This is a genomic window from Exiguobacterium sp. s168 (assembly GCF_018619035.1).
Lineage (GTDB): Bacteria > Bacillota > Bacilli > Exiguobacteriales > Exiguobacteriaceae > Exiguobacterium_A > Exiguobacterium_A acetylicum.
Window position 1 is genome coordinate 26,519 of sequence record NZ_JACSNE010000025.1, and the last position, 24,439, is coordinate 50,957.

At 38.7% G+C, this 24,439-nt stretch carries 29 protein-coding genes and 4 pseudogenes; 21 read left to right on the forward strand and 12 right to left on the reverse strand.

Annotated elements, in window-relative coordinates:
• Positions 1-4 precede the first annotated feature (4 nt).
• The 4 genes from KNQ15_RS13230 to KNQ15_RS13245 form a co-directional block, all read right to left on the reverse strand.
• Positions 5-1,096, reverse strand: coding sequence for a hypothetical protein (locus tag KNQ15_RS13230; RefSeq protein ID WP_214729770.1), 1,092 nt, complete (start codon positions 1,094-1,096; stop codon positions 5-7).
• Between the two features lie 91 nt (positions 1,097-1,187).
• Positions 1,188-1,412, reverse strand: a complete 225-nt coding sequence (locus tag KNQ15_RS13235) for a hypothetical protein (protein WP_052169433.1) — start codon at positions 1,410-1,412, stop codon at positions 1,188-1,190.
• Positions 1,413-1,426: 14 nt separating this feature from the next.
• Entirely contained in the window at positions 1,427-1,615 is a 189-nt protein-coding gene (locus KNQ15_RS13240; RefSeq protein WP_047392484.1) for a hypothetical protein, read from the reverse strand.
• Positions 1,616-1,963: 348 nt separating this feature from the next.
• Positions 1,964-2,452, reverse strand: coding sequence for a helix-turn-helix transcriptional regulator (locus KNQ15_RS13245; protein WP_052169434.1), 489 nt, complete (start codon positions 2,450-2,452; stop codon positions 1,964-1,966).
• Between the two features lie 390 nt (positions 2,453-2,842).
• Here KNQ15_RS13245 and KNQ15_RS13250 point away from each other — a divergent pair, with 390 nt between their 5' ends.
• Positions 2,843-3,160: a type II toxin-antitoxin system HicB family antitoxin gene (locus KNQ15_RS13250; RefSeq protein WP_047392487.1), complete on the forward strand. Its 318-nt coding sequence runs from the start codon at positions 2,843-2,845 to the stop codon at positions 3,158-3,160.
• 92 nt (positions 3,161-3,252) lie between these two features.
• Entirely contained in the window at positions 3,253-3,615 is a 363-nt protein-coding gene (locus tag KNQ15_RS13255) for a hypothetical protein (protein ID WP_047392491.1), read from the forward strand.
• A gap of 119 nt (positions 3,616-3,734) precedes the next feature.
• On the opposite strand, the gene KNQ15_RS13260 is transcribed toward KNQ15_RS13255, so the two are convergent.
• From KNQ15_RS13260 to KNQ15_RS13270, 3 genes are all read right to left on the reverse strand, one after another.
• Positions 3,735-4,262, reverse strand: a complete 528-nt coding sequence (locus KNQ15_RS13260; protein WP_047392494.1) for a MepB family protein — start codon at positions 4,260-4,262, stop codon at positions 3,735-3,737.
• Positions 4,263-4,370: 108 nt separating this feature from the next.
• Complete coding sequence (locus tag KNQ15_RS13265) at positions 4,371-5,024, reverse strand: type 1 glutamine amidotransferase family protein (RefSeq protein WP_047392498.1); 654 nt, start codon at positions 5,022-5,024, stop codon at positions 4,371-4,373.
• Positions 5,025-5,101: 77 nt separating this feature from the next.
• Entirely contained in the window at positions 5,102-6,070 is a 969-nt protein-coding gene (locus KNQ15_RS13270; protein ID WP_047392501.1) for a helix-turn-helix transcriptional regulator, read from the reverse strand.
• Between the two features lie 306 nt (positions 6,071-6,376).
• On the opposite strand from KNQ15_RS13270, the gene KNQ15_RS13275 reads away from it, so the two are divergent.
• The 7 genes from KNQ15_RS13275 to KNQ15_RS13305 all read left to right on the forward strand — a co-directional run bounded on the left by KNQ15_RS13275 (position 6,377) and on the right by KNQ15_RS13305 (position 12,011).
• A complete protein-coding gene (locus tag KNQ15_RS13275; RefSeq protein ID WP_052169435.1) occupies positions 6,377-7,486 on the forward strand; it encodes a GGDEF domain-containing protein in 1,110 nt (369 codons plus the stop codon).
• A gap of 402 nt (positions 7,487-7,888) precedes the next feature.
• Positions 7,889-8,185 carry a tRNA-binding protein gene (locus tag KNQ15_RS13280; RefSeq protein ID WP_047392505.1) on the forward strand — a complete coding sequence of 99 codons (297 nt, stop codon included), beginning with the start codon at positions 7,889-7,891 and terminating at the stop codon, positions 8,183-8,185.
• Positions 8,186-8,452: 267 nt separating this feature from the next.
• Entirely contained in the window at positions 8,453-9,397 is a 945-nt protein-coding gene (locus tag KNQ15_RS13285) for a sensor domain-containing diguanylate cyclase (RefSeq protein ID WP_047392508.1), read from the forward strand.
• Between the two features lie 534 nt (positions 9,398-9,931).
• Entirely contained in the window at positions 9,932-10,252 is a 321-nt protein-coding gene (locus KNQ15_RS13290) for a hypothetical protein (protein WP_047392515.1), read from the forward strand.
• A gap of 3 nt (positions 10,253-10,255) precedes the next feature.
• A complete protein-coding gene (locus KNQ15_RS13295) occupies positions 10,256-10,546 on the forward strand; it encodes a type II toxin-antitoxin system RelE family toxin (protein WP_047392518.1) in 291 nt (96 codons plus the stop codon).
• Between the two features lie 140 nt (positions 10,547-10,686).
• Positions 10,687-11,262 carry a Pycsar system effector family protein gene (locus tag KNQ15_RS13300; protein ID WP_047392522.1) on the forward strand — a complete coding sequence of 192 codons (576 nt, stop codon included), beginning with the start codon at positions 10,687-10,689 and terminating at the stop codon, positions 11,260-11,262.
• Positions 11,262-12,011 carry an adenylate/guanylate cyclase domain-containing protein gene (locus KNQ15_RS13305; RefSeq protein WP_047392526.1) on the forward strand — a complete coding sequence of 250 codons (750 nt, stop codon included), beginning with the start codon at positions 11,262-11,264 and terminating at the stop codon, positions 12,009-12,011. Before KNQ15_RS13300 ends, KNQ15_RS13305 begins: the two co-directional genes overlap by 1 nt.
• A gap of 101 nt (positions 12,012-12,112) precedes the next feature.
• Here KNQ15_RS13305 and KNQ15_RS13310 read toward each other — a convergent pair whose 3' ends face one another.
• Entirely contained in the window at positions 12,113-12,673 is a 561-nt protein-coding gene (locus KNQ15_RS13310; RefSeq protein ID WP_047392529.1) for a hypothetical protein, read from the reverse strand.
• Positions 12,674-12,963: 290 nt separating this feature from the next.
• Between KNQ15_RS13310 and KNQ15_RS13315 the strand changes: the two genes are divergently transcribed.
• The 3 genes from KNQ15_RS13315 to KNQ15_RS13325 all read left to right on the forward strand — a co-directional run bounded on the left by KNQ15_RS13315 (position 12,964) and on the right by KNQ15_RS13325 (position 15,126).
• The gene (locus tag KNQ15_RS13315) at positions 12,964-13,656 is read left to right on the forward strand and encodes a helix-turn-helix transcriptional regulator (protein WP_047392533.1); all 693 of its coding nucleotides are present in this window, start codon (positions 12,964-12,966) and stop codon (positions 13,654-13,656) included.
• 196 nt (positions 13,657-13,852) lie between these two features.
• Positions 13,853-14,773 carry a DMT family transporter gene (locus KNQ15_RS13320; RefSeq protein ID WP_047392538.1) on the forward strand — a complete coding sequence of 307 codons (921 nt, stop codon included), beginning with the start codon at positions 13,853-13,855 and terminating at the stop codon, positions 14,771-14,773.
• Positions 14,774-14,796: 23 nt separating this feature from the next.
• Positions 14,797-15,126, forward strand: a complete 330-nt coding sequence (locus KNQ15_RS13325) for a tRNA-binding protein (protein WP_047392541.1) — start codon at positions 14,797-14,799, stop codon at positions 15,124-15,126.
• A 172-nt stretch (positions 15,127-15,298) separates the two neighbouring features.
• Here KNQ15_RS13325 and KNQ15_RS13330 read toward each other — a convergent pair whose 3' ends face one another.
• A complete protein-coding gene (locus tag KNQ15_RS13330; RefSeq protein ID WP_047392546.1) occupies positions 15,299-15,925 on the reverse strand; it encodes a recombinase family protein in 627 nt (208 codons plus the stop codon).
• Positions 15,926-16,213: 288 nt separating this feature from the next.
• Between KNQ15_RS13330 and KNQ15_RS13335 the strand changes: the two genes are divergently transcribed.
• Positions 16,214-18,724, forward strand: coding sequence for a DEAD/DEAH box helicase family protein (locus KNQ15_RS13335; RefSeq protein WP_214725577.1), 2,511 nt, complete (start codon positions 16,214-16,216; stop codon positions 18,722-18,724).
• Between the two features lie 191 nt (positions 18,725-18,915).
• Here the strand turns inward: KNQ15_RS13335 and KNQ15_RS13340 are convergent, their stop codons facing one another.
• Both KNQ15_RS13340 and KNQ15_RS13345 read right to left on the reverse strand, forming a co-directional pair.
• The gene (locus KNQ15_RS13340) at positions 18,916-19,470 is read right to left on the reverse strand and encodes a hypothetical protein (protein WP_214725457.1); all 555 of its coding nucleotides are present in this window, start codon (positions 19,468-19,470) and stop codon (positions 18,916-18,918) included.
• 270 nt (positions 19,471-19,740) lie between these two features.
• Positions 19,741-20,037 (reverse strand): annotated as a pseudogene (locus KNQ15_RS13345) (YdhK family protein); the annotation flags it as partial.
• 40 nt (positions 20,038-20,077) lie between these two features.
• On the opposite strand from KNQ15_RS13345, the gene KNQ15_RS13350 reads away from it, so the two are divergent.
• The 7 genes and pseudogenes from KNQ15_RS13350 (at position 20,078) to KNQ15_RS13380 (ending at position 23,799) form a co-directional block, all read left to right on the forward strand.
• Complete coding sequence (locus KNQ15_RS13350) at positions 20,078-20,293, forward strand: hypothetical protein (RefSeq protein ID WP_214725460.1); 216 nt, start codon at positions 20,078-20,080, stop codon at positions 20,291-20,293.
• Between the two features lie 147 nt (positions 20,294-20,440).
• Positions 20,441-20,773: a metal-sensitive transcriptional regulator gene (locus KNQ15_RS13355; RefSeq protein ID WP_214725462.1), complete on the forward strand. Its 333-nt coding sequence runs from the start codon at positions 20,441-20,443 to the stop codon at positions 20,771-20,773.
• A 69-nt stretch (positions 20,774-20,842) separates the two neighbouring features.
• A complete protein-coding gene (copZ, locus tag KNQ15_RS13360) occupies positions 20,843-21,049 on the forward strand; it encodes a copper chaperone CopZ (RefSeq protein WP_214725464.1) in 207 nt (68 codons plus the stop codon).
• Between the two features lie 128 nt (positions 21,050-21,177).
• Positions 21,178-21,366, forward strand: a pseudogene (locus KNQ15_RS13365) (cation transporter); the annotation flags it as partial.
• 186 nt (positions 21,367-21,552) lie between these two features.
• Positions 21,553-22,440 (forward strand): DMT family transporter, encoded by an 888-nt coding sequence (locus KNQ15_RS13370; protein WP_214725466.1) that lies wholly within the window; start codon positions 21,553-21,555, stop codon positions 22,438-22,440.
• Positions 22,441-22,675: 235 nt separating this feature from the next.
• Positions 22,676-22,927 (forward strand): copper ion binding protein, encoded by a 252-nt coding sequence (locus KNQ15_RS13375; protein WP_214725467.1) that lies wholly within the window; start codon positions 22,676-22,678, stop codon positions 22,925-22,927.
• Positions 22,928-23,037: 110 nt separating this feature from the next.
• Positions 23,038-23,799 carry a formate dehydrogenase subunit gamma gene (locus KNQ15_RS13380; RefSeq protein WP_214725469.1) on the forward strand — a complete coding sequence of 254 codons (762 nt, stop codon included), beginning with the start codon at positions 23,038-23,040 and terminating at the stop codon, positions 23,797-23,799.
• A 47-nt stretch (positions 23,800-23,846) separates the two neighbouring features.
• Here the strand turns inward: KNQ15_RS13380 and KNQ15_RS13385 are convergent.
• Positions 23,847-23,996, reverse strand: a pseudogene (locus KNQ15_RS13385) (ATP-binding protein); the annotation flags it as partial.
• Between KNQ15_RS13385 and KNQ15_RS13390 the strand changes: the two are divergent.
• Positions 23,981-24,316: pseudogene (locus tag KNQ15_RS13390) on the forward strand (winged helix-turn-helix domain-containing protein); the annotation flags it as partial. The pseudogenes KNQ15_RS13385 and KNQ15_RS13390 sit on opposite strands and share 16 nt — an antisense overlap.
• Between the last annotated feature and the right edge of the window lie 123 nt (positions 24,317-24,439).

Consider the following 24,439-nt stretch of genomic DNA (forward strand, 5'->3'; position numbering starts at 1 on the left):
TTCATTAAAGAAGTGAAGACGCTTGTCGTTGCTTCGCTTCGAGCAACTCGTTCAGCTTTTCGAGTTCCTCCTTATCTTTCTTCTCCGATAACAGTCGCTTTTGATTCTCGAGTGCTTGAATCTCGTCATCCAGCTGGACGAGTGTTGCTACTTGCTCCTTCAATTCTTCGTTGGGAACCGTCTTGACGCTTTCTTGTGCTTTCGTCACATCTTTCAATGCGATGTAGGCGCGTGTCTTCGCTTCCTGACGTGCTGTCGTCATCTCGACGTCCTGAAGCGAGACGGCGCGTTTATAGTCTTTCTGTAATATAGCAAGATCGAATGTCCCTTCGTCCGTCGGGTGAACCGCTTGGAAGGCTTGTAACGTCTCCTGACGATTTTTTGCGAACGACTTTGACTGCACGATGATCGTCTCGACATCGATTGGATCATTCGTTACGGCGACGGCTTGATCATAGTCCTGTTTTTCGACGTACTGTGTAATCAAGAATTGCTGTTGTTCGTCGTTTAACGACTTTCGCTTTTCCAGTCGTTCGACGAGTGGATACGGCTCTCCCGTCAACGCTGCTTCATATAGCGGTTGCCACTCTGACGTTGCTGCTTGGACACCGCTCGGTGGATCCGGCTGCACGAGTTGCACAACGGATAACGCACCGAGGAGCAACAGACTCACACCACTGACACCGTAAATGATGCGCCGTTGTCCGCGACGTAAGCGGGAGACGTGTGTCGTATCCGGCTGTTGCTGAATCGCTGACGTCGTCATTGTCTTATAGGATTCTGGTGTCAGACGTTCCAAGTTCTCGAGTAACAGGATTTTCTTCGTCGCATCCTCCTTTCGGATCCGGATACGCGGAATCCGATCCTTCAGCTGCAGATAAAGATTCGGATAGGTCGGATCACCAAACTGGAATGTTCCTTTGTAGACGAGCTGATCGACATCATCAAAGATTCGGAACTCGCCCGCAAACCGTTCGTTCACTTGCTGGGCTTCCTGATGGACTTGAGTCGATAATAAAAGCGCCTCCTCATATGGGAGACGCTCATAGTTCGGAAAAGCATCTTTCGGTACATCCGTGAAACGGACGAAGAGCATACATTTTCCTCCTTTGAAACGAGACATCGTAACACAAGCAATAAAAAAAGCCATCCATTTTGGAATGACAGTCTGTGCGATCACTATATAATTAGAATTTGATTTTTTCGTTAACGATTTCAGAGAGCGCGAAGGCACCCGTGATGATGATCAGACCGACGGCACCACCGACGAGCCAACTTACTGCTTTCGAGCGCCCTCGGTCTCCCCCAAAGATAAAATAGAAGCCAGCAATTGCGAAGGCGATTGCTGCCGAAACGACGGCGAGCCCTTGGAAGAACTCGAGTAAGCTAAGTCCTGTCTCATTCAATCCCATCTGTTTTCCTCCTCTCAATCCCGAGACGCGAATGTAGACGATGTAAAGTTCAGTTTCGAGTCGAGCGCTTCTAAGATCAGTTCCTGGTTCTCCTGAATGACGAGTTGATGTTGGGCATCGAGCCACTCCTCATAGTCTTTCCCTTGGATCCGGAGCAACTTCTCGGCAAAGGTCTTGTTCTGCTTCTGTTCACGTGTCGGCATAACGTACACTCCTTCCTTGAGGTCGATGCGCAGCAGCACATCCTTAAGGACAGTCGAAGTGAAGCAAGGCGGTGGGATTAGAGCACGTTCCCCCACAAACTCTGATGTTCGGTACCGAACATCTGTCTAGGGTTTTTCGATGACCCTCAACGAATACGTGACCTGTGGGCGAGTTTTAGGCGACTCTCGCCGAACCATTTTCTGCGTATATCCCGCTCATTCGGTCACACATGAGGGACACGCCGGTATGTGATTGGAAGGACTGTCCTTAGCGATATGCTGCTACGGTCCTCATTTCCTCGATGATTGTTCATTTTACTTCATAAGTAGATACATATTCATTCGTCGTCAGTAGTGAATCAATCTGCGACGCGAGACGTGGATCAACTCGTCATCCGGATGCTTCCGTTTAGCGATGACTTGGTTCTCACCGACGACTGTACGAATCCGGTAATAGAGTTGTGCGATTTCTTGAGTATCCTTGCTTCCTTGTTCGATCGCGATTCGCCCATGCAGTTGGTATGTCTTGCCATCGAACGTGCGGACAGAATCCGCGAGCGGGAGTTCTGCTAAATCGAAACGTTCCTGCTTCATGTGCGACCAATTTCGTTTCTTTACCATCCTCAAGTCGAATTCATCCCAAGGGATGGATCCAAGTGTCTGTTCACAGGCTGTAGCAAGAATCTGGACATCAAGTATGGAAGGAAGTGAACGATTCCGCTCGTAGGCACTAATCGCAGCCTGCGAGATTTCTCCGTACGTTTTCTCTGCTAACTCTACCTGACTCCAACCATGTTCCAGACGTTCACGTCGTAACCACTCTCCGAATCGGTACATAAACATGCTCCTTTCCTTTGAGAACTACTTTATGACAATGTCTTCCTGGTGATAGTTAGAATATAGCAGATTATTCTGTCAATTCAATTACTATTTCGATGTGTCAAACATGTTACGGATGTCGAATTTTGACGATACTGGCGATAGCAACAGCTTCGTGCGTGTAGTGTATCGATGAAAAGGGATTGTGTCTTCAAACTGTAAACTATCTCTTTCAGAAGGTCTTGAAAGGATTTGGATTCAAGATAAGCCATATAATTGATTTTTTGCATGCCATGAAATCCATATGTTAAATTTTATATATTAACATAATTAACTTTCGATATAAGTCTGTCTGTATGCGCTATGACTGATAGACTATTCAACCTTTTTCATCAAGGAGGAATTCCCATGCAAACATTTAAATATTACGCGGTCATCACCCCCGACTTGGAGGATGGTGGATATTTGGTTCAATTTCCTGATTTAGAGAATGTTTACACTGAAGGAGAGACACTATTAGAAGCTATCAAACATGCCGAGGAAGTACTCGAGAGCATGCTGGAGGTGATGATTGACTACAATGACAAGTTTAATCCACCTAGCCTTGTCTCCGACATTAAGATTGAAGAAGGTGAGAGTCTGGTTGCTGTCGAGGTACATGTTACACCTCAGGGTACGGACGGTGATTTTAAGCAGGATCTCATCGATGATATTCTATGCCGATGAGGATTAAGTACCGTTACTTTCTGATCGAATATATCGATAGATTCTAGAGGATACAAATCAATAAAAATCAAGGAAGGAGAAGGATATATAAAATGAATAAATTATATCTATGCTCAGTTTGTGGGTTTGAAGGATTGGAAGAAGCTATATTTGTAAATGGAGAGTATTTAAACACATTCGAAATATGTTCTTGTTGTGGATTTGAATTTGGTTTTAGCGAAGATAATGAAGTAGACCATGGTTTTATAACAATACCTGAAGATTTTTTAGAAGTTGCTTTTCATTTGTATAGAAAAAAATGGATAGAAGATGGGATAAAAATCTTCGCTCCAGAATCAATTCCTGAGAATAAAAGAAATAAAGAATTTTTAAAATTTGATATTTTGGTAAAACAACTAAAAGATTTAAAATTAGATTTATCCAATTTTGCCATTAAAGGTTTTGAAGATTTTTAATGGATACGAAAGAATGGGGTGCATATCAGAACACATGCACCCCATTCTTGACTTCAACACATAAGTGTCTAAATAGAATTTTAACTAACGGAATCAATTAGCTCGTTGTTGAACAGTTCTTATGTTCGAGTAACATTCGAATGCATATAGAGTCGAAGTACTTCATTTTTTAATAGAGAATCAAAACTTTCATAATCCATGAAATACTCTAATTGCCACTTCTGCGTTGCTATAGCTTGTTTACTTGTTGGATTATCCCAGCTCGGGTAGACACGCATTGCCATCTTTCCTTTAATCGTTCCTGTCTTAAAAATGTTATGTTGCTTTAGGACTATCTTCGGAAAAACAAATTGCCCAAATCGATTCGAATCAGTAAACGTATTAACGACTAACAGATCTGTCGCTGTGTCTTCTGAAAATGGTTGATTTTGATTCTGTTCATCCTTTTCCCAAATCACTACGAATTGACCTAGTTTGGTGGGAGTCACTTTAGCAACTCGAAAGCGAATGGATGTTTCTCCAAAACAAAATCGACCTGCTCCATAAGTAGCATTTTGAACCTCTTCGTAAATAGCATGTGGCGTTAATTGACACGGCATATAGAGTTGTTCATTGATGTATGTGAAGGCTGTCCAAAAATCATTCATGCTTCTCTACCATCCTTTATCCTCTTAATTAATGAACGCCCTATATCAAGTCTCGAACAGTTGTTAGTAACAAACTTATCGATGAGAGCTCAATGGCGTTGACGGAATTCATTCTTGAAATGGAGAACCTTCATTTGTTTCAAGCGATGACATCAGTTGAAAAAAGTAGGTAGCATCGTATGTTTTATTCAACTGGTACCAAGCTTCAAGCGTATCCGCGTGAAAGACATCCATTGCGCCGATGGTTTCTTTCGCAAACTCGAGCGGAGCCATACCGGAAGCTGTGATCAATCGACCGTCCCTGACGACAGGACCATTTTGATGGAAAGGACTTCCCTTATACGCTGGGCAAATCATTTCAAGGTAAGACTGATCATTACTCGTATGACGAAGGTGATCCAAATAACCACTATTCGCAAGACCCTGGACTGCACCACAAATCGCTGCGATGAATGCTCCTCGTTCGAAGACACCTCCAACTTTTTCAAGTATAGGCTCGTGTATTGGCTGCCCCCAGCTTTCTCCACCGGGAAGTACTAAGAGGTCCCGTCCACCCACATTCATTTCTGCAACAGTAATATCAGGCTTGACGCGAAGCCCGCCCATCGTCGTTATCGTTGCTCGACTTACACCGACAGTGATGACGGATAGCGAGGACTCATTCGTTTTAAAATATCGACCGGTCTTCAATTCAGCCATTAAGTAACCATATTCCCAATCCGAAACCGAATCGAATACATAAAGATATACTTGTCTTGTCATTTTGTCACTCTCCTAAGTATGTCATAGGCTTATTTTAGAGTGGTCTCCCTGACAACTACTGTCAGTAAAAATCAAATTTAGGAATGAAATGCTGCTAGTTCTAACAGACGCTCGACAATCAGTTGTTTAGCATCCGGAGGGGAGATAACTTGTACTGCTGTTCCATACGTAATGAGTAAACCAGGTATGTATGTCTCTAAGACGGAGGAGTCAATGAGAAAGCCAATCTCTCGCCAATCTTGTTGCTTGATGCAGTTCTTCAAGTACCAGTGCCGGCTCAGCTCTTCAATGGCCGTTTCACTCCCTCTGATGACAAGATCCATTTTCTTCGATTCCTTCGTTTCACTGCTAGGTAAGAGTTCGGTCAAAAAGAGGTCTGATTCTCTGAATGATTCGGGTAGGAGGAAGGGATCGTCAGTCACAGTTAGTTGTTCAATTCGGTTTACTCGAAAGTTACGTATGGCGTTTCTTAGATGACAATGTCCTGTCACATACCAGGCACTTTTCCAATACACAATCTTGTAAGGATCTACCCTGCGCTTCTCAGCTTTTTCAGCGTTAGGGCGTCTATAGGTAATCTCGATAATGAAACGCTTTAAAATCGCACTCTCGATGCGGGAGAGGTTACGTGCTGCCAAAGCAGTTAGCGGCACGTGTTCATGCGCCACTTCAAGTGCATTAATCGGAAGCTGCAATACATCCGTCTCCTTTACTTTTGAATGCCGATTAATTTTTAAAATGGCATTCTGTAAGCTTGTACTTCCGTAATATCCTGCTTTTTCAGCAAAGACCGCTGCATGGTATAGCGCACTCTGTTCCTGCTGATCAAAGTACAGAGGAGCGTCAACAAAATGGTTCAAGAGGGTGTATCCGCCATTCACACCGGTCTCAGCCACGATAGGTACTCCACTCATAGAGAGCGTCTCCATGTAGCGATAGACGGTCCGCACATTCATTTCAAGCTGTTCAGCGATTTGCTTCGCCGTAATTTTATTCCCTTCTCGTAGTAACCACAAGATAGCTAGTAAATTATCACTTTTCGCCAAAATCCTCACTTCTCTTCCATTGTGTTATTTTTGCCTACATTTGTATTTTATTACGTCGGGTAGGTTATATTTTTTATCAATCCCGTAAACATGTAATTTTGAATTACGTTCCTGTTTATTAGATCCTACTTTAATCGATTTACCTCGACTATTTTTTCACTAAAAAAGGTTTTCATGATTTAATTTAGAAGTACTTTAGAACTAGGCGTAAAAAAGAAATAGATGGGTATTTATTACTTAATATAAATCATTTTCGAAAATTGATGACAGGAATAGGGAGGTTTTAGGGAGAGGGGAGACTTTATTATGATCCATCTGCTAAACGATTTAGTGGTTAATTTATCCCTTATTACATTGTTTGTACTTATCTCTCTTTTTAGCTATAAACGTCTTACGATTGAGTCTCCTTCTACCAGTATCGTAAAGAAATACTTATTCGTAACGATCTTAGCTTTGATTGCCTGTTATTGGGTAACCATTAACGATATATCGTTTCGTGGTTTCACATTCGATTTCTCGATTGTTCTACTGATTATTGCTATTTACTATGGTGGTACAAGTTACGGCATTATCACTTGGTTCATCTTATTGATGTGGCAAGTGATTACATTAACCAATGATGAGTTTTTCCTCTTCCCCTGGATCTTAATTACTTATACGTTCATTTTAAGTATCGTCTTACTGCTGAAGCACTTATTGAGAGACGAGTTCAAGACACTTCCCCTCATCATCACCTGCTGTTTACTCATCCATCTGCCACTTGTCTATATTAGTGAAAATGACATGAAGTCTTTCATGGAAAATGCGATTTTATTCAGTTTTTATATTGCTTTAGTAGCGGTCCTTATTCATTCGTTCCTTTATTACGTCAAACAACACTACGGGCAAGTCAGACTTCATCAAGAACTCGCACTGACAGACTCCTTAACTGGGCTTCATAATCGTCGCGCCCTTGAGGATCAAGGAGACTACTTCATGATTGCTCATCCTTCGTTTACGGTTATGATGATTGACGTTGATCACTTTAAGTTCGTCAACGATAAATATGGACACGATCAAGGAGATGCGATTCTATCGCAGATTAGTAACTTGCTTGGAGAACACACCCCACACAATGGTGTCGTTGGACGATATGGAGGAGAGGAATTCATGCTCCTTATTCCGGAAACCAATGTATCCTACGTTGAACAATTGGCAGAAGACATCCGCTTCTCTTGTGCGACGACTCGCTTTCTTATCCATCATGAAGACTATATCCATGTGACGCTATCAATTGGTATCTCTTCTTGCGAATCACGGACATCCATTAGCTTCATGGAAGTGACGAAAAGTGCTGATGCTGCTCTCTACGAGGCAAAGCGTCGCGGACGAAATCAGGTCTTTAAAGCCACACAAACTCATTTTTCCGCTCAATGATCATTCCTATCTACACCTTTCATACTTCTAAAAGAAATGACATATTGCAGATTGTGGTCACGGCTTAAGCCATCTTAATCGTTGTCGTCGTTTTGTCTCCCGTTGTCTTACCAAGATTACAACCATAGTTTTAGAAGAGTGTTCAATAAAACAATCATAGGTGGGCTTCTCTACCTTGGAGTCATCTCCACATCATTAGCCATTTTATTATGGAACCGAGGACTACACTATTGAATATGTCGAGTGGAGGAGTCTTTTTCTTTTTTCAATCATTAGTCAAAGCTTATTGGGATGGTTGCTCTTCAGAGAAACGCTAAGTGTCATGTTTTGGGGCGAAGCAGTCTTAATTCTGATAGGTGTCTTTATTGTCATCACTGAGAAGATGATTTTAAAAAAATTGATATGCGAGTAGGGACGATAACGCATGCTGAACCATTCCCTGAAGCAAGGAAGCCAGCGTACAAGCTATGGGTGGATTTGGGTGATGAGATCGGATTCAAGAAAAGTAGCGCTCAAATAACGGATTGTTACACATTGGATGAATTGATCGGGAGACAGGTAGTAGGGGTACTAAATTTTCCACCTATGAGGGTAGCCAGGTTCAAGTCGGAGGTTTTAATAATGGGAGCATACTCTGAACAAGGGGTTGTTCTAATCGAGCCACAACAAAAAGTAAAGAATGGAGACCGATTAGGTTGAATGGTGAAAATTAGATAATCACTCAGATGATAGTATGGGGATGTCAGCTCCCAGACTATCATTTTTTTAACTATAGCTTTATATAAAACGGTGATTTGTGGACATGTGCTAGAGAAAATAATAAAGTGTACTATTTATAACTCACTGGAATAATGCTAATTCGTATATCCTCTTGAATTTTTCATATGATAAAGTTGACATACATGTAGTAAGAGGAAGTATTCGATTATGCATTAGAAATCCTATTCAATTACGAGGAGGGATGTTATGGAGACTCCATTGATGGAATTACAGAGATATAAAAACTTTGATGAGTTAGCTAATGATCTTCTCGATCTTGCTAAACAAGTCTTACCTGAACAACTGTTCTATCTGTCGGTTTTCAGCAATACCCAACAATTCATATTAAAGCTTTCAAATGAAAGAGAGAACATTTATATTACTGAAGGAATGGTGGTAGATTTAAATCAATCGGTATGCAAAAGGATCGATTTCGAAAATAATCATGCTTTGGTCTATGAGGATATCAATGAAGATTGCTCGATTGATGAAGTGAAGACACTACTTAGAGAAGTCAATATTCAGTCTTATTTAGGGATTCCAATATCTCTTACCAATGGTAAGAAGTTTGGAACCTTGTGTGCGGTAAATGATGAGGCGAGCATTTTAGATGAAAAAAGTATCAATGTACTGCAACGGATTGTAAGATTGTTCTCTTATTACTTAGAGTTGGAGCGATTCGCATGGAAGGATATGTTGACGGACCTCTATAATAGACGCTATTTAAGTAAGTATTTTGAAGACCATCAGGTTCAAAACGGTGCTCTCTTTTTCCTTGATTTAGATGGATTTAAGAAAGTGAATGATAGATACGGACATGACACAGGGGATATCGTCTTAAGAAAAGTAGCCTCTAGGCTAAGCGCTATTGTGGACGAACAGAAAGATGCGTTTGCCGTACGTTTAGGAGGAGATGAGTTCATCCTCCACTTTTCTCAAACTTCTAATAAGAAGATGTGGGGTGAAATGGCAAATCGAGTCATAAGCGCTCTGAACACCTGGGATACACCGTATAAAGTATCGGCAAGCATAGGAATCGTAACGTATGAAAAGGACAAAGTTGAAAATTTAGACATCCTTCTTCGACATGCAGATGCTGCACTATACGATGCCAAATCTGCTGGTAAGGATACGTTCAAATTTTATGAGTAAATAATGTGAATAGACTTTAACTAGCCGTAGCAGATTAATCTGCTACGGCTTTTCATGATAATCTACTTTTTGAATATCACCTATTACTGTTCTATATAGAATAGTGGGTTTTCATACTACATAAAATAAATCCTATATAGAGCAGTATGAGAAGTTTTAGTTGGAATAGTCTTCATGTGGTATCTGTAGGATATAACTAAACTACTGAAAGGAGAGTGATTCTTTTGATGAAAAAGATGAGTGTTTTCAAACGGATGATGAAGGTGTTCTCGGTATTACTTACTGGACTAGTAGCCTTAGTGGCATTTCTTCATCATTTTTTAGGGGCAGTATACTATGCTATAAACATTGTTCATTGACAATAAAAGGGCTATTTTGCCCTTCTACATATTATTGCTAGACTACAAATCTGTACTTGTAAAGTTGTATAGATTTGTATATCTACAGATTACGAAGTTTGATTCAGTACTTTTAAAAGTCTTTTAAAAGCCTTTTAAAAGGTGTATGATGGAGTAAATAGAAGGAGGGAACGAAATGGGGATGAGAACACTCGATATTCCAACCACCTCAATATCTGATGTGAAACGTTCGCCGATGGAAGCGTTCCAAAGAGCAGATCGTGAAGCAGCCGGCGTTTATGTCTTTAATCGTGAAAAAGTTGCGGGTGTCATGCTCACTCAGAAACAATACGAGTCACTCAACAAAGAAATTGAAGAATTGTACAGTCGATTGGACGATTTGACAGTTGAGATGCGATTATCCAATAAAAATGTCCGCACTTATACTGATTCAGAAGTCCGTGGAGAACAAGGAACTCATCCGACGACTATTGATGAAATGGATGGGTGGGAGTAATCATTGTATCAGCTTGAGTGGACTCAGTATTCCAAAGAAGATTACGATAACCTCGACGGTAGCCAAAAGATATTCGTAGACAAAGCATTGAACCGAATCATTTCTGTAGGGATGGCAGCAGGACAGCCGCTCAGTGGAAACTTGTCTCATTGTAATAAGTTGAAAAACAGAAAAATGGGGTTACGTGTTGTCTTTAGAGAAGCAGAAGGTAAGCTCCAAATCATTCAGATTGTTGCGATTGGTAAAAGGGATAAAGATGAGATTTACAAAATCGCCGAAAAACGTCTAGATTAAATTTTTGAAGAGGATCAACGCATCGTTACTTTTAAAGTATCAAAACGTTGATCCTTTTTTACCGAGTAAAAAATAGGTTGGACAGTGCTAATTAGAAAAAATGAGAGGTAATAACTCAAAGAATCAATGGAGGACATCACTTGAATGCATTAAAAAAACTAAACAAAGAAGATTTAACGCAACGGTTAGACAGGCATTTAGACTGGATTAAAAGTTGCGATACAAAAGCATCCATCGTAATTGCAGGTGCAGGAGTATTTCTAAGTATATTTACCGCAGAGCATTCCATATCTATATTAAATCAAATTCTTTCTAAAACACTACAGAACATAAACTTTAGCAATTTTATATATTTGGCTGCTTTTTTGTATTGTTGGGGAAGGTTTGCCTACGGTGCATATTGTTTAATAAGAGTTTTAATACCAATGATGAAAAATGACTTATTGTTATTTAAAGAAGGAACTCGTGAAGACTCATTGTACTATTTTGAGTCGGCAGACGATAAAAAGTATTTTGAATTTAAGGAAAAAATGCTTGGAGAAACTGAAGAAGAAGAAATTGAGGATCTTTTATCTCAAATTTATATAAATGCGAAGATATGTTCTTCAAAATACAAATTTTATAAAAAAGGAATTAGTCATACGTTCGTTGGCATTGCTGGAATACTCATACTCTATGTAATCGGGATAATAGTGTTAAAGCTAGGAGGAATATAATGTTGAACTTTACGGACTATGATTATAAAAATAGAAAAAAAGAAGTTGAAGACATTTTAGATAATACAGATGAAGTAAAGGAAGTAACGAGATTTCCAAGAAATGAAGACTTCACCTATACAAATGGGTACAAAGCCTGGGCATCCGCTATTTTTGTGGATTTAAGAGATTCTACAACTCTATTTTCTGAACACGATGATGTAGAAATTTCTAAAGTGATTAGAGGATTCACTTCGGAAATCATTGAAATCTTAAAAAAAGGCACAGATAAAGAGGATTTAAAGGAAATTGGGATCAGGGGGGACTGTGTATATGCAATTTACTCAACACCCTTTCGCCAAGATACAATCGATATAGCTGAAAGAGCTTTTTATATCAACACATACCTTAAAATGTTGAACAAGTTGCTAAGTGAAAGAGAACTCCCAACAATTAGAGCGGGTATTGGTTTAAATATAGGTTATACTCTTACTGTTAAAGCAGGTCGGAAAAATTCTGGGGTTAATAATATGGTTTGGATTGGGAAATCTGTGTCAGTTGCCTCAAAACTCGCAGACTTAGGCAACAAAAATGGTGTCAATCCAATTGTTTTATCTTCTATTTTTTATTCTAATTACATAAAAGAAATGGGAAGCACTGAAGAAGCAAACTGGAAGAGCGGATACGACTCAAATCATGGTACATATTATCACGCTAACCTAGTAAAGAGTGATTTCAATACTTGGATTGATAGTGGAATGAAAGAATAACGAAAAAAGCGGAAAAGGGAGGAAACGCTTAAAGAGCGTTTCCTCCCTTTTTTATGAGCCAATCATTCTCGAACAGAAGAATCGTATGGAAGATTTCAGCTTTATGAATAGTTAAATAACTTCTTATAGAAGCTTTGTGATGGAAGTGTAACTACTTCTTTTGTAATAGGTAATTTAATTAGATCTTCGATTCTTACTAGATGTATTTGATGATTCAGATCATTTAGATTAGCATGAGCGTCTTTAGAACAAATACATGTTTCATGATTTAACATTTTGAGGATGTATACATACCCTAGACCTTCTATAGATACTTTATACATAGTTTTATTCTTAACTAAAAGATTCGTTAAAAATTTGCTATACAATATTAAAAGGATCCAACTACTAAAAAAGATACTCATGGCTATAAGGAAGGTATTCGTCTTATCTATAGATCCATAATTTGATTTAGATACAAATACCATCCATAGTATATAAATAAAAGTTACTATGTATGTTATATAAAAAGCCATTTCTCCCATACTTAAATAACGCTTCTTTAATAGCTGATCATGAGTTAAAAAAATACTTTCAAAGTTAGTTTTTGATAAAAGAGATATTCCAGAAATGATTACTGCCGGTAATGAAATAATTAATGCAATTATTGCTGATAATTTCATATAAGTTCTTCCTTTCAAATTTTATACATTAATTTACGCAGATAAAAAGACTAAGTTTCTTTAAGATCGAGAAATTAAAGGGTTATATAAAACGGTGGTTATAAATTTAATCAAAAGTGATTAATACTTACATCTCCTAAATGAATTAAAATTAAAGATAGGATTTTTAAGAAAGGTGGCAATACTCGAGTCGAAACTATTTGTAAGTGTTTAGTGTAATGAAATATAATGTTCTTTCAACAGATAAAGAGTAAACTTAAATCAACTTATATAGAAAGGAGATCATTCTCATGAATCACGAGCTCTTATGTGAAAAAAGAACCTATAATCGAGATTTCGATACCCATCATCATAACTTCGGTCAATTCCTTTTTCCATTGCAAGGTTCTTTGGACATTAAGACGAACGATCAAAAAATCAAGCTTGAGTCTGATCATCTATTCTTTCTACCTCCAGGACTGGAACATCATTATCGCTCATTGGACCGAAATGAATTCTTAATTTTAGATGTGCCTACAGACTATTTATCAGACCGGACGAACGAACTATATGTCCCCTTAGATCAGCAATGGTCTGCTATCAGGTATCTATTGTTAGAAGAGGCTAATAAGAGACATAATTCCTCACTGAACGAATTGACTCGCTATATCGTCAGTAAACTCCAAACTTCTCACCCCGTGTCGATCGACTACATCCATCGTCATTTCAAAGAGTCTATAAGGCTAGAGGAACTAGCGGAATTGGAGCACTATCATCCCGCTTATTACTCTTCCTGGTTCAAGAAACAGACGGGTAAAAACTTGAAAAACTATATATCCGACTTACGGTTGAAAGAAGCGAAGCTGCTACTAGAAACAACCGGATGGTCTATGATGCAGATCAGTGGAGAATTAGGATTCGAGAACTCCTCTTCGTTTACGAGATGGTTCAATAATTGCACGGGTATTGCTCCTCTCAACTATCGAATGCTTAATCAAAGATAAGAAGGACACTAAACTTGGTAAAGAAAATTCTTATGGGATTTTCTATCATGAGTCTAGTGTCCTTTTCTATTGAGAACAATTTGAGTTCTTAAGAATCCTAGTTAAGCGTACGTAAATGTAAAACTTTTTTCAGGAACATCATTTGAGGCAATAGAGCATGGGGCTTCTATAGATTTATGAGAAATGAGGAGAAGTAATGAAACAGACGTTAATCGGATCCTTCTATTTGATGTTAGCTTCGAGCATATGGGGAGGCATGTATGTAGTCGTGAAGGTTTTGGTAGAGGTTATCCCTCCTTTAGAACTAGTATGGATACGATATTTAATCGCTTTGATTGCGCTTGTCACAATAGGATTAATAACTAGGCAGAAATGGCAGATAAGAAGACAGCACTATCTACTCCTTCTTCTTATTTCCCTCGTCGGCTATGTCATTTCGATAGTGGCTCAAGAGACAGGCACGATGCTATCGACGGCACAAATGGGTGCGATAATTACCGCGACTACGCCATCGTTCATGGTGGTATTTGCTAGTCTGATTCTCAAGGAACGGTTGACGAAAAGAAAGATGCTTTCGGTAAGTCTAGCAACGATAGGCGTTCTGGCCATCATAGGAATCGATGACTTGAATGTCTCTAGCATGTTGGGAGGGATGTCCCTTTTGATTGCAGCCTTGACGTGGGCGTTGATGTCAGTTCTAGTCAAAAAGATGCCTGGAGAATATTCGCCGATTGTGGTCACGGCTTATGCCACCTTAATTGCCGTCGTCGTGCTGTCCCCCGTTGTCTTACCAAGATTACAGCACATAGACTTAGAAAGAGTGTTCAATCCAACGACCCTAGGTGGGCTACTCTACCTTGGAGTCATCTCCACATCATTAGCCTTTTTATTATGGAGCCGAGGGCTACAACTACTGAATGCATCGAGTGGAGGAGTCTTTTTCTTTTTTCAACCACTAGTCGGAGCACTGCTGGGGTGGTTGCTCTTAGGGGAAACACTAAGTGTCTTGTTTTGGATCGGAGCAGCCTTAATTCTAGTAGGTGTCTTTATTATCATCACTGAGAAGCCGAAAGAGGAAAGTCAGACTATACTTTCAGCTTCTCGAAAAAACGCTTGAGAAAACTACAAGGAGGAATAAGTATGATCACGTTCGATGATTTTCAAAAAATTGATATGCGAGTAGGGACGATAACGCATGCTGAGACATTCCCGGAAGCGAGAAAACCAGCGTACAAGCTATGGGTGGATTTTGGTGATAGAATTGGATCCAAGAAAAGTAGTGCTCAAATAACAGATTGTTACACATTAGATGAACTAATCGGGAGACAGGTAGTAGGAGTACTAAATTTTCCCCCCATGAGAGTAGCTGGTTTCAAGTCGGAGGTTTTAATAATGGGAGCATACTCTGAACAAGGAGTTGTTTTAATCGAGCCACAACAAAAAGTGAAAAATGGGGACCAATTAGGTTGAATGGTAAAAGTTAAATAATCACTCAGATGATAGTATGGAATTGTCAGTTCCCGTACTATCATTTTTTGAATTGTAGCTTTATATAAAACGGTCGTTTAATATAAGATTGGTGCGTGTATGAAAATCAAAAAATCCTCTCGGTTTTAACCGAAGAGGATCTTCAAGAAATTTATCACTGAATGTGTACAGTATCTTTTTCTTCTTTTTCAAGGATTGTTACTAATTTGTAGAAACTTGTTTTTTTGACTCCAGCTTCTTGCATGGCTTTGACAGCCGTTATTTCTTTGCGCTTCCATTTCCGATACACTTCTCTGAACTCGTCTGACACTAAAACCTTTGGTCTTCCAAACTGGACACCATTCTGTAGAGCCAAGTCGATGCCTTCCCGTTGCCGTTTACGAATACGCTGTCTTTCCTCCTCAGCCATCCAAGAAAGGATTTGCAATACTAAATCTGCAATGAACGTCCCCATATTGTCTTTATATTGAGTAGTATCGAGTAACGGCATATCTAATACGATGATGTCGGCTTCGATATTTTTAGTTAGATCGTTCCACTCTTGAAGGATTTCTTCTTTGTTGCGACCGAATCGATCGAGTGAATGAATGCACAACACATCTCCTTTTCGGATGATCCGTTTGAGTAACTGATAATTTGCTCGCTCAAAATTTTTACCACTCTGTTTATCGAGATAAATGTCTCGTTCGTTGATGCCGATTTTTTTCATGGCCTCTAGTTGGCGACCTTCATTTTGATCTTTACTGCTGACCCGTATGTATCCAAATTTACGATTTTCCATAATTCACCTCGAAAACGATTTTCTTCACTCATTATACCTGAAATTCGTTCGTAAAAGTATATGCAAATAGGTGAACGTCCGTAAAGTGATTCAATACTTTTTCGGACGTTATTTTGATGTGTCAGAAGTTATTTTTCGTATGTTCGTAAAAGTGTACTTTTACGAACGATTCTATATACTATCGAGAATAATTAAAAAGATTCCTTGTTTATTATTTGGAAATTTGAGACAATTATTTTATTGTTTAATTTAAAGAAATTTACAGTTTATAAGAATGGGGTGAGTATCGTGGTAGATTTTAAAAAACTTAAATCAAAGAAAGCAAAACCTAAATCAATAGATCCATTAGAGATATTTAGGAGATTGCCGAAACCTGAAGGAATTAATGATTTATATACTAGTCAGACCGAAATTCTTCAGAAGTGGTTTGAACGCAGGAACGAGCAGGATATAATAATCAAATTACATACGGGAGGCGGCAAGACTTTAACCGGATTACTTATGGCTCAATCCACACAAAATGAAACCGGTGAACCAGTTCTTTATCTAGCTGCCACTACACAATTGGTTCAGCAAACTCTTGAAAAAGCAGATAACTTAGGAATCTCTGCTGTACCATATATTTCAGGAAAACCACTTGACGAAGATTTTGTTAACGGGAAAGCCATAATGGTGGCGACTTACAAAGCGTTATTTCACGGGAAAAGTAAGTTTGGTATTAGGGGGGAAGCAAATCCTCAAAACGTGGCTGCTATCATTCTTGATGATGCCCATGCAGCTTTTTCGGTGATTCGTGATTCTTTTACCCTTGAAGTAAAAAAGAAAGAAAATCCTTCTCGTTACTTGGAACTTATTAATCTTTTCAGAAAGTCATTTAAGGACATTGATAGACTTGGAACATTGGAAGATATAGTGGCGGGCTCTGATTTTTCAATCTTAGAGGTACCCTATTGGGCGTGGCACGATCAACTAGATGCAGTTAGAGAACAACTAAAAGCTGAATCAGATAACTTTGGTTTGGTGTGGCCGTTACTAAGGGACCAACTTCATCTATGTCATGCTCTTATCAGCAAAGATTCTTTTACAATTACACCTATTTTGCCTTTGGTTAATGCATTTCCAACTTTTTACGAAGCCCCTAGAAAAATTTACATGTCAGCGACGATCGCAGATGATAGTGAAATTATACGAACTTTTGATGCAAATCCCGAAAGTGTTAAAGGAGCTCTTCAATCTCGTTCATTGGCAGGTATTAGTGAGAGAATGATACTCATTCCTGAGTTAATGGACTTTGATTTCAAGAAAGAACAGAGCGAACGAATTATTGAATGGGCAACTAGTGAAAGAGGTGTGGGAGCGGTTGTGTTAGTCCCATCTGACACAGCGGCAAAGGAATGGTCTAATGTAGCTTCTGTAGCAAAAGGTTCGACAGAAGTTGAGAGCTTAGTTACCCAACTACAGCAAGAAAAAATTAAAGGTCCTGTTGTATTTGCGAATCGCTACGATGGAATTGATTTGCCTGGTGACTCTTGTAGGATACTTCTTATGAACGGTTTACCAATAGGAACCTCAAGTTATGAGCTGTTTAGAGCAAGTGCTTTATACGGCGGGACTACTATTACGCGTATGATAGCGCAAAGAATTGAACAAGGTATTGGCAGAGGAGCTCGTGGAGCAGGGGATCATTGTGTAATCCTATTGATGGGGAGAGACATTTCATCGTGGGTAGCAAAAGACGCAAATTTCCGGTTCCTTACCAGTGCAACTAGAGCTCAGTTAGATATGGGCATAGAAGTGAGTAAAGAAATAGAAAGCGCTAGAGACTTAGGTCAAACTATCGTAAGAAGTATTGATCGAGACAAAGATTGGATTGAATATCACGCTGAAACTTTAGCTGAGCAAGTTGATGCGGACGAGACAAATGATCTATATATTACTCTAGCTAAAGTAGAACGAAAGGTAATAAACCTTTGGAATGATGGTTATCATGATAAAGCGATCTCTAAGCTCGAACAATTAATCAATGATGACAAATACAACCTGGATATACAAATGATTGGATGGTTCCAGCAATTAGCTGCTCGTATAGCAGATAGGTGGGGGAATAGGGATAGGGCTTTGGATTTGCAACGTCAAGCCTTTTCCAATAACAGAAACTTAATCCGGCCGAGAGTTCTCCCTCCGTATCGTCCTTTGTCAGTTTCACAACCACAAGCTAAAGCCATTGCTCGTAAAATAGGAGATTACCGCCTTCGTCAAGGATTTCTACAAAATTTTGAAGAGGTTGTAGCGAATCTCCACAAGGACGCATCAGCTAATCAATTTGAACAAGCTCTTTGCGACCTTGCTTCTATGTTAGGATTTATATCAGAGCGACATGATTTTAGTGGCGAAGGTCCAGATGTCCTCTGGCTGTTGCCAAATCAAGTAGGACTTGTAATAGAAGCGAAAAGCCGGAAAAAGGAAAAAAATGCTTTAACAAAGAGTGAGCACGGACAGCTTTTAGTAGCTGCTGAGTGGTTTACAACCGAATATCCAAGTTATGAGTGTGTAAGAGTTAGCGTACATCCTAAAAATCAAGCTTCTCGTTCTGCTGTAGCAGGAGCTTCTCATGCACTTACCTATGAGAACCTTATGTCTTTGGTTTCGGATGCTCGTTTATTTTTAACTACGCTTAGTGAATCGCAACTTAGCAATGAAATGCTGGAAGCGGAATGTAATCGGCTCTTAGAAGGATCGAATCTCCATTCCGATCGTATTGCAAATAAGTACTTGGTTCCTTTTGAAGTTAAATCTTGAGTATGAGCACTAATTAATGCACTGGTTCTGGAAAGAAAATTAAATTGAAGTAAAAAGGAAGAGGAAATGCTTTTTTTAGCATTTCCTCTTCCTTTTGGTTTATAACAGTGCCCTTCTACAAACGCTCCATTTAAGGAGAACAAGATAGTTTCAAAATCAACCTGTTTCACAAAAGTGCAACTCGCTTTTAATCAGTTGAAAAGTTTCTGGTAAATGCTGCGAGTCGACACAGGGACCACCTCTTTTAATATGGGCAACTTCATTAAATCGTCCATTTTGACTAAAAAAGTCTCTTCACTCAGATCGTCTAAGTCCAGATGCGCGTCTGAAGAAAAAATGCATGTCTCTCGGTCTAGCATCTTGACTAGGTACAGCTCGCCCAAGCCCTCGATATTCACTTTGTACATGGTTTTCTCTTTGGTGATGAAATTCCCTACCTTTTTCATGCCGATGCCCAATATGGCGGCACTGATCACCAGTGTGTTGACAGCAATGCCTGTCGCCAGTTCCCAATTGATCGACGCAAGCTCCAAATCATTCACGACGATTCCCCATGCGACATACAAAAAAGGAAACAGAACCGTAAAATAAAGCACAGCCGCAAGTAAGCCGAACAATCGCTGTTTTATTTTTTGCTCTGTTGTCATAAAAACTTCTTCAAAAGCTGTTTTGGACAGAAGGGAAAAACCAGCAAACCCTATACCGCCTATCGAAATCACTAATGCTATTATCCCTTGAATGCTCATTTTCTAATTCCTCATTTCCAAATAGATAACATAATTTACGGATTCTATAACGATTGGTTTCAAGGAAATAGCTGAAATTTAAACGAATAAACATCACAGGTTGAAAAGTGAAGAGGTGAAATGTTAACATACAATAACTTTACATATCATAAGTTTATCGGAAGAAGACTGATAAGGAGGAAAATTTATTTCTCGAAAAAAGGAAGGCCAAAAGCGAAATGTTTTCGCTGTTTGGTCTTCCTTTTTGAAGTGGTTACTACTTCAATCGGTTCAGTTCGCTGTTAATTCCTCTTCGGTCACCCACTTGTGATTCGTCACCGGTTCCCCACCAGTCGTAGATGTGAAATCTACATTATAGACGGTTGTTTCCTCGGCTGAATCAATCGTAGCCGTTGCACCGTCCATTCCCTCCATATGAGCAGCAGCTAGTGTTGCTTCATCGCCTTGTTTCAACGATTCATCTCCCGGATTTTCAAGTTCTTCGTGGATGACCCATTTGTGGTTTTCCACCGGTTCGCCGTCAGTGGTCGGTGTATAGGTCAAGGCATAGGCGATTGTATCATAGGCTCGTGTCATCGCGGGGGTGGGAATTAAAGTACTTCCCGAAATGGCAGTCGAAGCAGATATTAAATCCGAAATAATGAAAGAATTGGCATGGGTAAATACCTTAACACCTATTTTTACCCAGGTTAGTTGTCGAAGCAATAAAATTGTTGGTGGAGAATTTCAAATTAAAACAGAGAATATTAAAATCTTTAATGAAAACAAAAAAGAACTCTTACTTGATAAACTAGTCGATATTCGCCATCAGTATAGTAAATAGTTATTTCTTTCATATCTAATATTCAATGCAGCAACTTTTTAAACCGTCAAAAAGGTTTTAGCTATACTTGTAAAGAAAATGTTGCACATCACTTTAAATACCTAACTAGGGTATGGTAGAATGAAATCAAGTTAGGAGGTTGACACGATGGAAAACGCAGCAAAAGAAGTAGTTTGCCATACAGAGGAAGGTACGTCTTGTCGTAAAAGCCACCATCCAGAACGTGTAAAGAAGGATTTAAACACTCGATTAAATCGTATCGAAGGTCAAATTCGAGGCATCAAAGGGATGATTGACAAAGATGTTTATTGTGATGATGTGATTACACAACTTTCAGCCACACAAGCGGCATTAAATAGTGTAGCAAAAATTCTTTTAGAAGGTCACTTAAAAGGTTGTGTCGTCGATCGTCTTTCAGAAGGTGATGAAGAAATTTTAGATGAATTAGTTGTGACGATTCATAAGCTAATGAAAAAATAATTTTTCGATTTATATGTACCCCTATCCTGTATATGGTAAACAATACTTTAATCACAGGAGAAGAAAAACATGGAGAATATAACAGTAAACGTACAAGGTATGTCATGTGGACACTGTGTAAATTCAATCGAAGGAAGCGTTGGTCAATTAGAAGGTGTTAACAATGTCAAAGTAAATTTAGATGATGCTCAAGTCGACGTAACATTTAATGAAACGCAAGTATCCCTTGATAAAATTAAAGAAACGATTGAAGATCAAGGATACGAGGTAGAATAAGAGTGCTATCGTAGCACTCTCTCACTTTCAAAAAAATATACCATACATAGGTAAGGTATGGGTGAAAAATCGTGAGTACAATAGAAAAAAGTACAGCTTCTAAAGAAGCGAGTATTGGAATTACCGGAATGACTTGTGCCGCATATGCGACACGTATTGAAAAAGGGCTAAATAAAATGGAGGGTGTCGAACAGGCAACCGTTAACTTAGCAATTGAAAAGTCATCGATTAAATATGATTCATCCAAACTAAGTGAGGAAGATTTTGAAAAGAAAATCGCGGCACTTGGCTACGGTGTTGTAAAGCAAAAGGCTGAATTTAAGTTTGAAGAACAAGTGAATGCTTATCCCTTTGTTATCCTTGTGAAATAAACCTTTATAAAATTATCATTGCAACCAAGGGAAAAACATGGACGCTTGGTTCCAATTAAATTTCCGTATAGATGAAAAGTTAAAAACAACATGTTAACAGTTATCCATGGATTAATAAGGAAGGTATGCATAATGAAGAAAAGAGATTTTGGCTTATTATTAATTTTAGGTGGACTATGGGGGGCATCATTTCTTTTTATTCGAATAGCCTCACCAATTTTGGGCCCATTTTTATTAGTGGATCTGAGAGTGATCATTTCTTTTGTGGCATTGATTATATATGCTCTTTTGATAGGAAAACGTCCTCAGCTACGAAGGTATTGGAAGGAATACTTACTATTAGGGACATATAATGCAGCGATTCCTTTCACTTTAATTTCAACAGCTGGAATCTATTTGCCTGCTTCTATGTCAGCCATTATTAATTCAACAACTCCATTATTTACAGCATTGGTTGCATGGATCTGGATTAAGGAACCGTTGACAAAAAGAAAAATTGTTGGATTTATTTTAGGAATTATTGGGGTGTCCATTTTAATAGGATTTAGACCTGTTTCAATAGATGATAACGTTATTTTATCTTCTTTGCTTATTATATTGGCAACTATCTCCTATGGTGTTGGTGGAGTTTATGCATCCAAAAAGCTTCAAGAAGTAACAGCACTTGATTTAGCAATTGGACAGCAATTAGGGGCAGGTATACTACTTTTCCCTGTAGCCATGTTTAATTTACCAACACAGATGCCATCATTGGAAGTAATTTATTCTGTTATGGGGTTGGCATTGCTTTCGACAGCTTTAGGATATCTAATCTATTTTAAGCTTATGAAAGAAATTGGCCCTGTAAATACATCGAATGTAACCTTACTAGTCCCAGTTTTTAGTATAATTTGGGGAGTGTTATTCCTTAATGAGGTTATAACAATTGGGACTATCATAGGTTTGTTACTTATCTTGTTAAGTATTGCGATTGCTACAAAAAGGATTTCCCTGAAGCGACGGAAAGGTAAGTTGGTTTAATTAGTATTGTCGTAAATATGAAATTAAGTCAAAGTAGATGACAAGGATAATAAAGACTCTATTTACCCTATTTCCTAAAGTAAAGTGTTAATTTAAGGAGGTGGCGCAATTAAGATTGCTGAGTATAAATTTTACAACTGCTATAGCAAACATTAGATAATTTTTTTAAGAATAATATACCCTACACGGGTTAGGTAATTCGTGTTAAGGAATTCAAATTTTAGGAGGAATTTAAATGCAAACAGTAACACTTAATGTACAAGGAATGACATGTGGATCTTGCGTTAATAAAATCGAGGGAAATGTAGGTAAGCTAAATGGAGTTGAATCTGTACACGTTCTACGTTCTGAAGGAAAAGTGGATGTAACATTTAATGAAAGTACAGTTAATTTAGTAGAAATTAAAGGTGCTATTAAAGATTCAGGATATGAGGTTACGGAAGAATTGGCTAAAGAGGATAGCTATGGTAGCTCATGCTGCAGTTAATTTTGAAAAAGGGCCGTGCTGATTTTTAGCACGACCTTTTTCATAAGTTAAATAATTGTGAAACGTTTTTCAAATTACTTCGCAAGAAAAATGAAAGTGAGGAAAGTATTTTGACCATTTATGAAAATTTTGGCGGTGCCATTATTATTTCATTATTAATATTATCTGTTCTAGTCTTAGCTATTCATTACATAAAGAGAGGGACTAAAGGTGTTCAATTAGACGATTCAAACAATGTCATCGAAAGATTTACCCGTTTTGAGAGAACACTTCATAATATTAGAGCGCTTACCTTTACGATCGCGGCAATTAGCGGTCTAGTCTTTTTATTTATTGAAGGTACAGTTGCAGCAGGGATGATGCATAACATTAGCGGTATACTATTTTTTACAACATCGGTTATCACTTTTTTCTTATGGCATAAGTCTTTTTGGTTTAAACCTTATGACAAATCGTGGCTCCAGCATTTAGGAGGTTATTTAACCAAGCAGTCGCTCTCTTTACCTGCTGGAAAATTTAACGCTGGGCAAAAAATATTCTTTTGGATAACTATTTTACTACCTATATTTCTTTTGGCTACAGGGATAAACCTATTCATTAGCAGAATAACTGAAACTGAAGCGGATGGTACAATTTTAATCATACATGCTGGCACGGCAACATTGGCAACTATTCTTGTAGTTGGTCATATATATCTTTCTTTATGGGCCAATAAAGGCACTTGGAGAGTATTAAAGAATGGAAAAGTATCGGTAAAATGGGCGCAAAGCAATCATCCGAATTGGGAAATAGAAAATCCTAAATCAAAACCATCTATAAAAGCTAACTCAAAATCAAAACCAAAACCTTCTAAGAATAGAGTTAGTATATGAATTCGGATAAGGTGTAACCGTCAAGTAGAATTGAACACTTTTGCTAATTAATTTTGAACACTTTCTCCACTGAAGATTGTGCTGCGGTGTTTGATTCGATAACTATCACCTGAAAGTTGAATGACTTCTACTCGATGAAGTAAACGATCTAGAATAGCCGTTGTTATGCCTTCATCACCCATTAATTCGCCCCATTGCGCCTAAAAAAAGCATTGAAGTGAAGGGCCTCTTTTGGGACGAAGACCGGTTCGAACTCAGCTATCAAAAGCAATTCATCAAGCTGACACCGAAAGAGTTCCTCATGCTGGGTCAACTGTTGCAAAATCCAAGCAAAGTTTTCAGCAGGGACCAGCTGATCCAATTGGTCTGGGGATTCGATTCGGAAACGGAAGGACGGACAATCGATTCGCACGTGCGGAATATGCGCGAAAAGATCCGGCAGTCTGGATTTCCCATCGATGACCATTTCCTTACCGTTTGGGGCATCGGCTACAAATGGATTAATGAAACAGAATAACGCTTGAGAAAAGAAAAAACCCACCGGAAATAGGTGAACTGAACCAAAAAAGTTAGACAATAAATAATTTGTCAGGCGACCTTGAGGACCTGAGTCCGGTATTCCACCGGGCTCAGGTTTTTT

What these genes read in the sequence shown, in the direction of transcription:
- KNQ15_RS13310 (WP_047392529.1), bottom strand. Translation starts at nt 12,673, where the DNA reads ATGAAATTATCAGCAATAATTGCATTAATTATTTCATTACCGGCAGTA.
- KNQ15_RS13265 (WP_047392498.1), bottom strand. Translation starts at nt 5,024, where the DNA reads ATGACAAGACAAGTATATCTTTATGTATTCGATTCGGTTTCGGATTGG.
- KNQ15_RS13355 (WP_214725462.1), top strand. Translation starts at nt 20,441, where the DNA reads ATGGAAAACGCAGCAAAAGAAGTAGTTTGCCATACAGAGGAAGGTACG.
- KNQ15_RS13250 (WP_047392487.1), top strand. Translation starts at nt 2,843, where the DNA reads ATGCAAACATTTAAATATTACGCGGTCATCACCCCCGACTTGGAGGAT.
- KNQ15_RS13320 (WP_047392538.1), top strand. Translation starts at nt 13,853, where the DNA reads ATGAAACAGACGTTAATCGGATCCTTCTATTTGATGTTAGCTTCGAGC.
- KNQ15_RS13370 (WP_214725466.1), top strand. Translation starts at nt 21,553, where the DNA reads ATGAAGAAAAGAGATTTTGGCTTATTATTAATTTTAGGTGGACTATGG.
- KNQ15_RS13235 (WP_052169433.1), bottom strand. Translation starts at nt 1,412, where the DNA reads ATGGGATTGAATGAGACAGGACTTAGCTTACTCGAGTTCTTCCAAGGG.
- KNQ15_RS13230 (WP_214729770.1), bottom strand. Translation starts at nt 1,096, where the DNA reads ATGCTCTTCGTCCGTTTCACGGATGTACCGAAAGATGCTTTTCCGAAC.
- KNQ15_RS13290 (WP_047392515.1), top strand. Translation starts at nt 9,932, where the DNA reads ATGGGGATGAGAACACTCGATATTCCAACCACCTCAATATCTGATGTG.
- KNQ15_RS13240 (WP_047392484.1), bottom strand. Translation starts at nt 1,615, where the DNA reads ATGCCGACACGTGAACAGAAGCAGAACAAGACCTTTGCCGAGAAGTTG.
- KNQ15_RS13285 (WP_047392508.1), top strand. Translation starts at nt 8,453, where the DNA reads ATGGAGACTCCATTGATGGAATTACAGAGATATAAAAACTTTGATGAG.
- KNQ15_RS13255 (WP_047392491.1), top strand. Translation starts at nt 3,253, where the DNA reads ATGAATAAATTATATCTATGCTCAGTTTGTGGGTTTGAAGGATTGGAA.
- KNQ15_RS13330 (WP_047392546.1), bottom strand. Translation starts at nt 15,925, where the DNA reads ATGGAAAATCGTAAATTTGGATACATACGGGTCAGCAGTAAAGATCAA.
- KNQ15_RS13280 (WP_047392505.1), top strand. Translation starts at nt 7,889, where the DNA reads ATGCGAGTAGGGACGATAACGCATGCTGAACCATTCCCTGAAGCAAGG.
- KNQ15_RS13325 (WP_047392541.1), top strand. Translation starts at nt 14,797, where the DNA reads ATGATCACGTTCGATGATTTTCAAAAAATTGATATGCGAGTAGGGACG.
- KNQ15_RS13350 (WP_214725460.1), top strand. Translation starts at nt 20,078, where the DNA reads ATGGCAGTCGAAGCAGATATTAAATCCGAAATAATGAAAGAATTGGCA.
- KNQ15_RS13245 (WP_052169434.1), bottom strand. Translation starts at nt 2,452, where the DNA reads ATGTACCGATTCGGAGAGTGGTTACGACGTGAACGTCTGGAACATGGT.
- copZ (WP_214725464.1), top strand. Translation starts at nt 20,843, where the DNA reads ATGGAGAATATAACAGTAAACGTACAAGGTATGTCATGTGGACACTGT.
- KNQ15_RS13275 (WP_052169435.1), top strand. Translation starts at nt 6,377, where the DNA reads ATGATCCATCTGCTAAACGATTTAGTGGTTAATTTATCCCTTATTACA.
- KNQ15_RS13375 (WP_214725467.1), top strand. Translation starts at nt 22,676, where the DNA reads ATGCAAACAGTAACACTTAATGTACAAGGAATGACATGTGGATCTTGC.
- KNQ15_RS13305 (WP_047392526.1), top strand. Translation starts at nt 11,262, where the DNA reads ATGTTGAACTTTACGGACTATGATTATAAAAATAGAAAAAAAGAAGTT.
- KNQ15_RS13315 (WP_047392533.1), top strand. Translation starts at nt 12,964, where the DNA reads ATGAATCACGAGCTCTTATGTGAAAAAAGAACCTATAATCGAGATTTC.
- KNQ15_RS13340 (WP_214725457.1), bottom strand. Translation starts at nt 19,470, where the DNA reads ATGAGCATTCAAGGGATAATAGCATTAGTGATTTCGATAGGCGGTATA.
- KNQ15_RS13260 (WP_047392494.1), bottom strand. Translation starts at nt 4,262, where the DNA reads ATGAATGATTTTTGGACAGCCTTCACATACATCAATGAACAACTCTAT.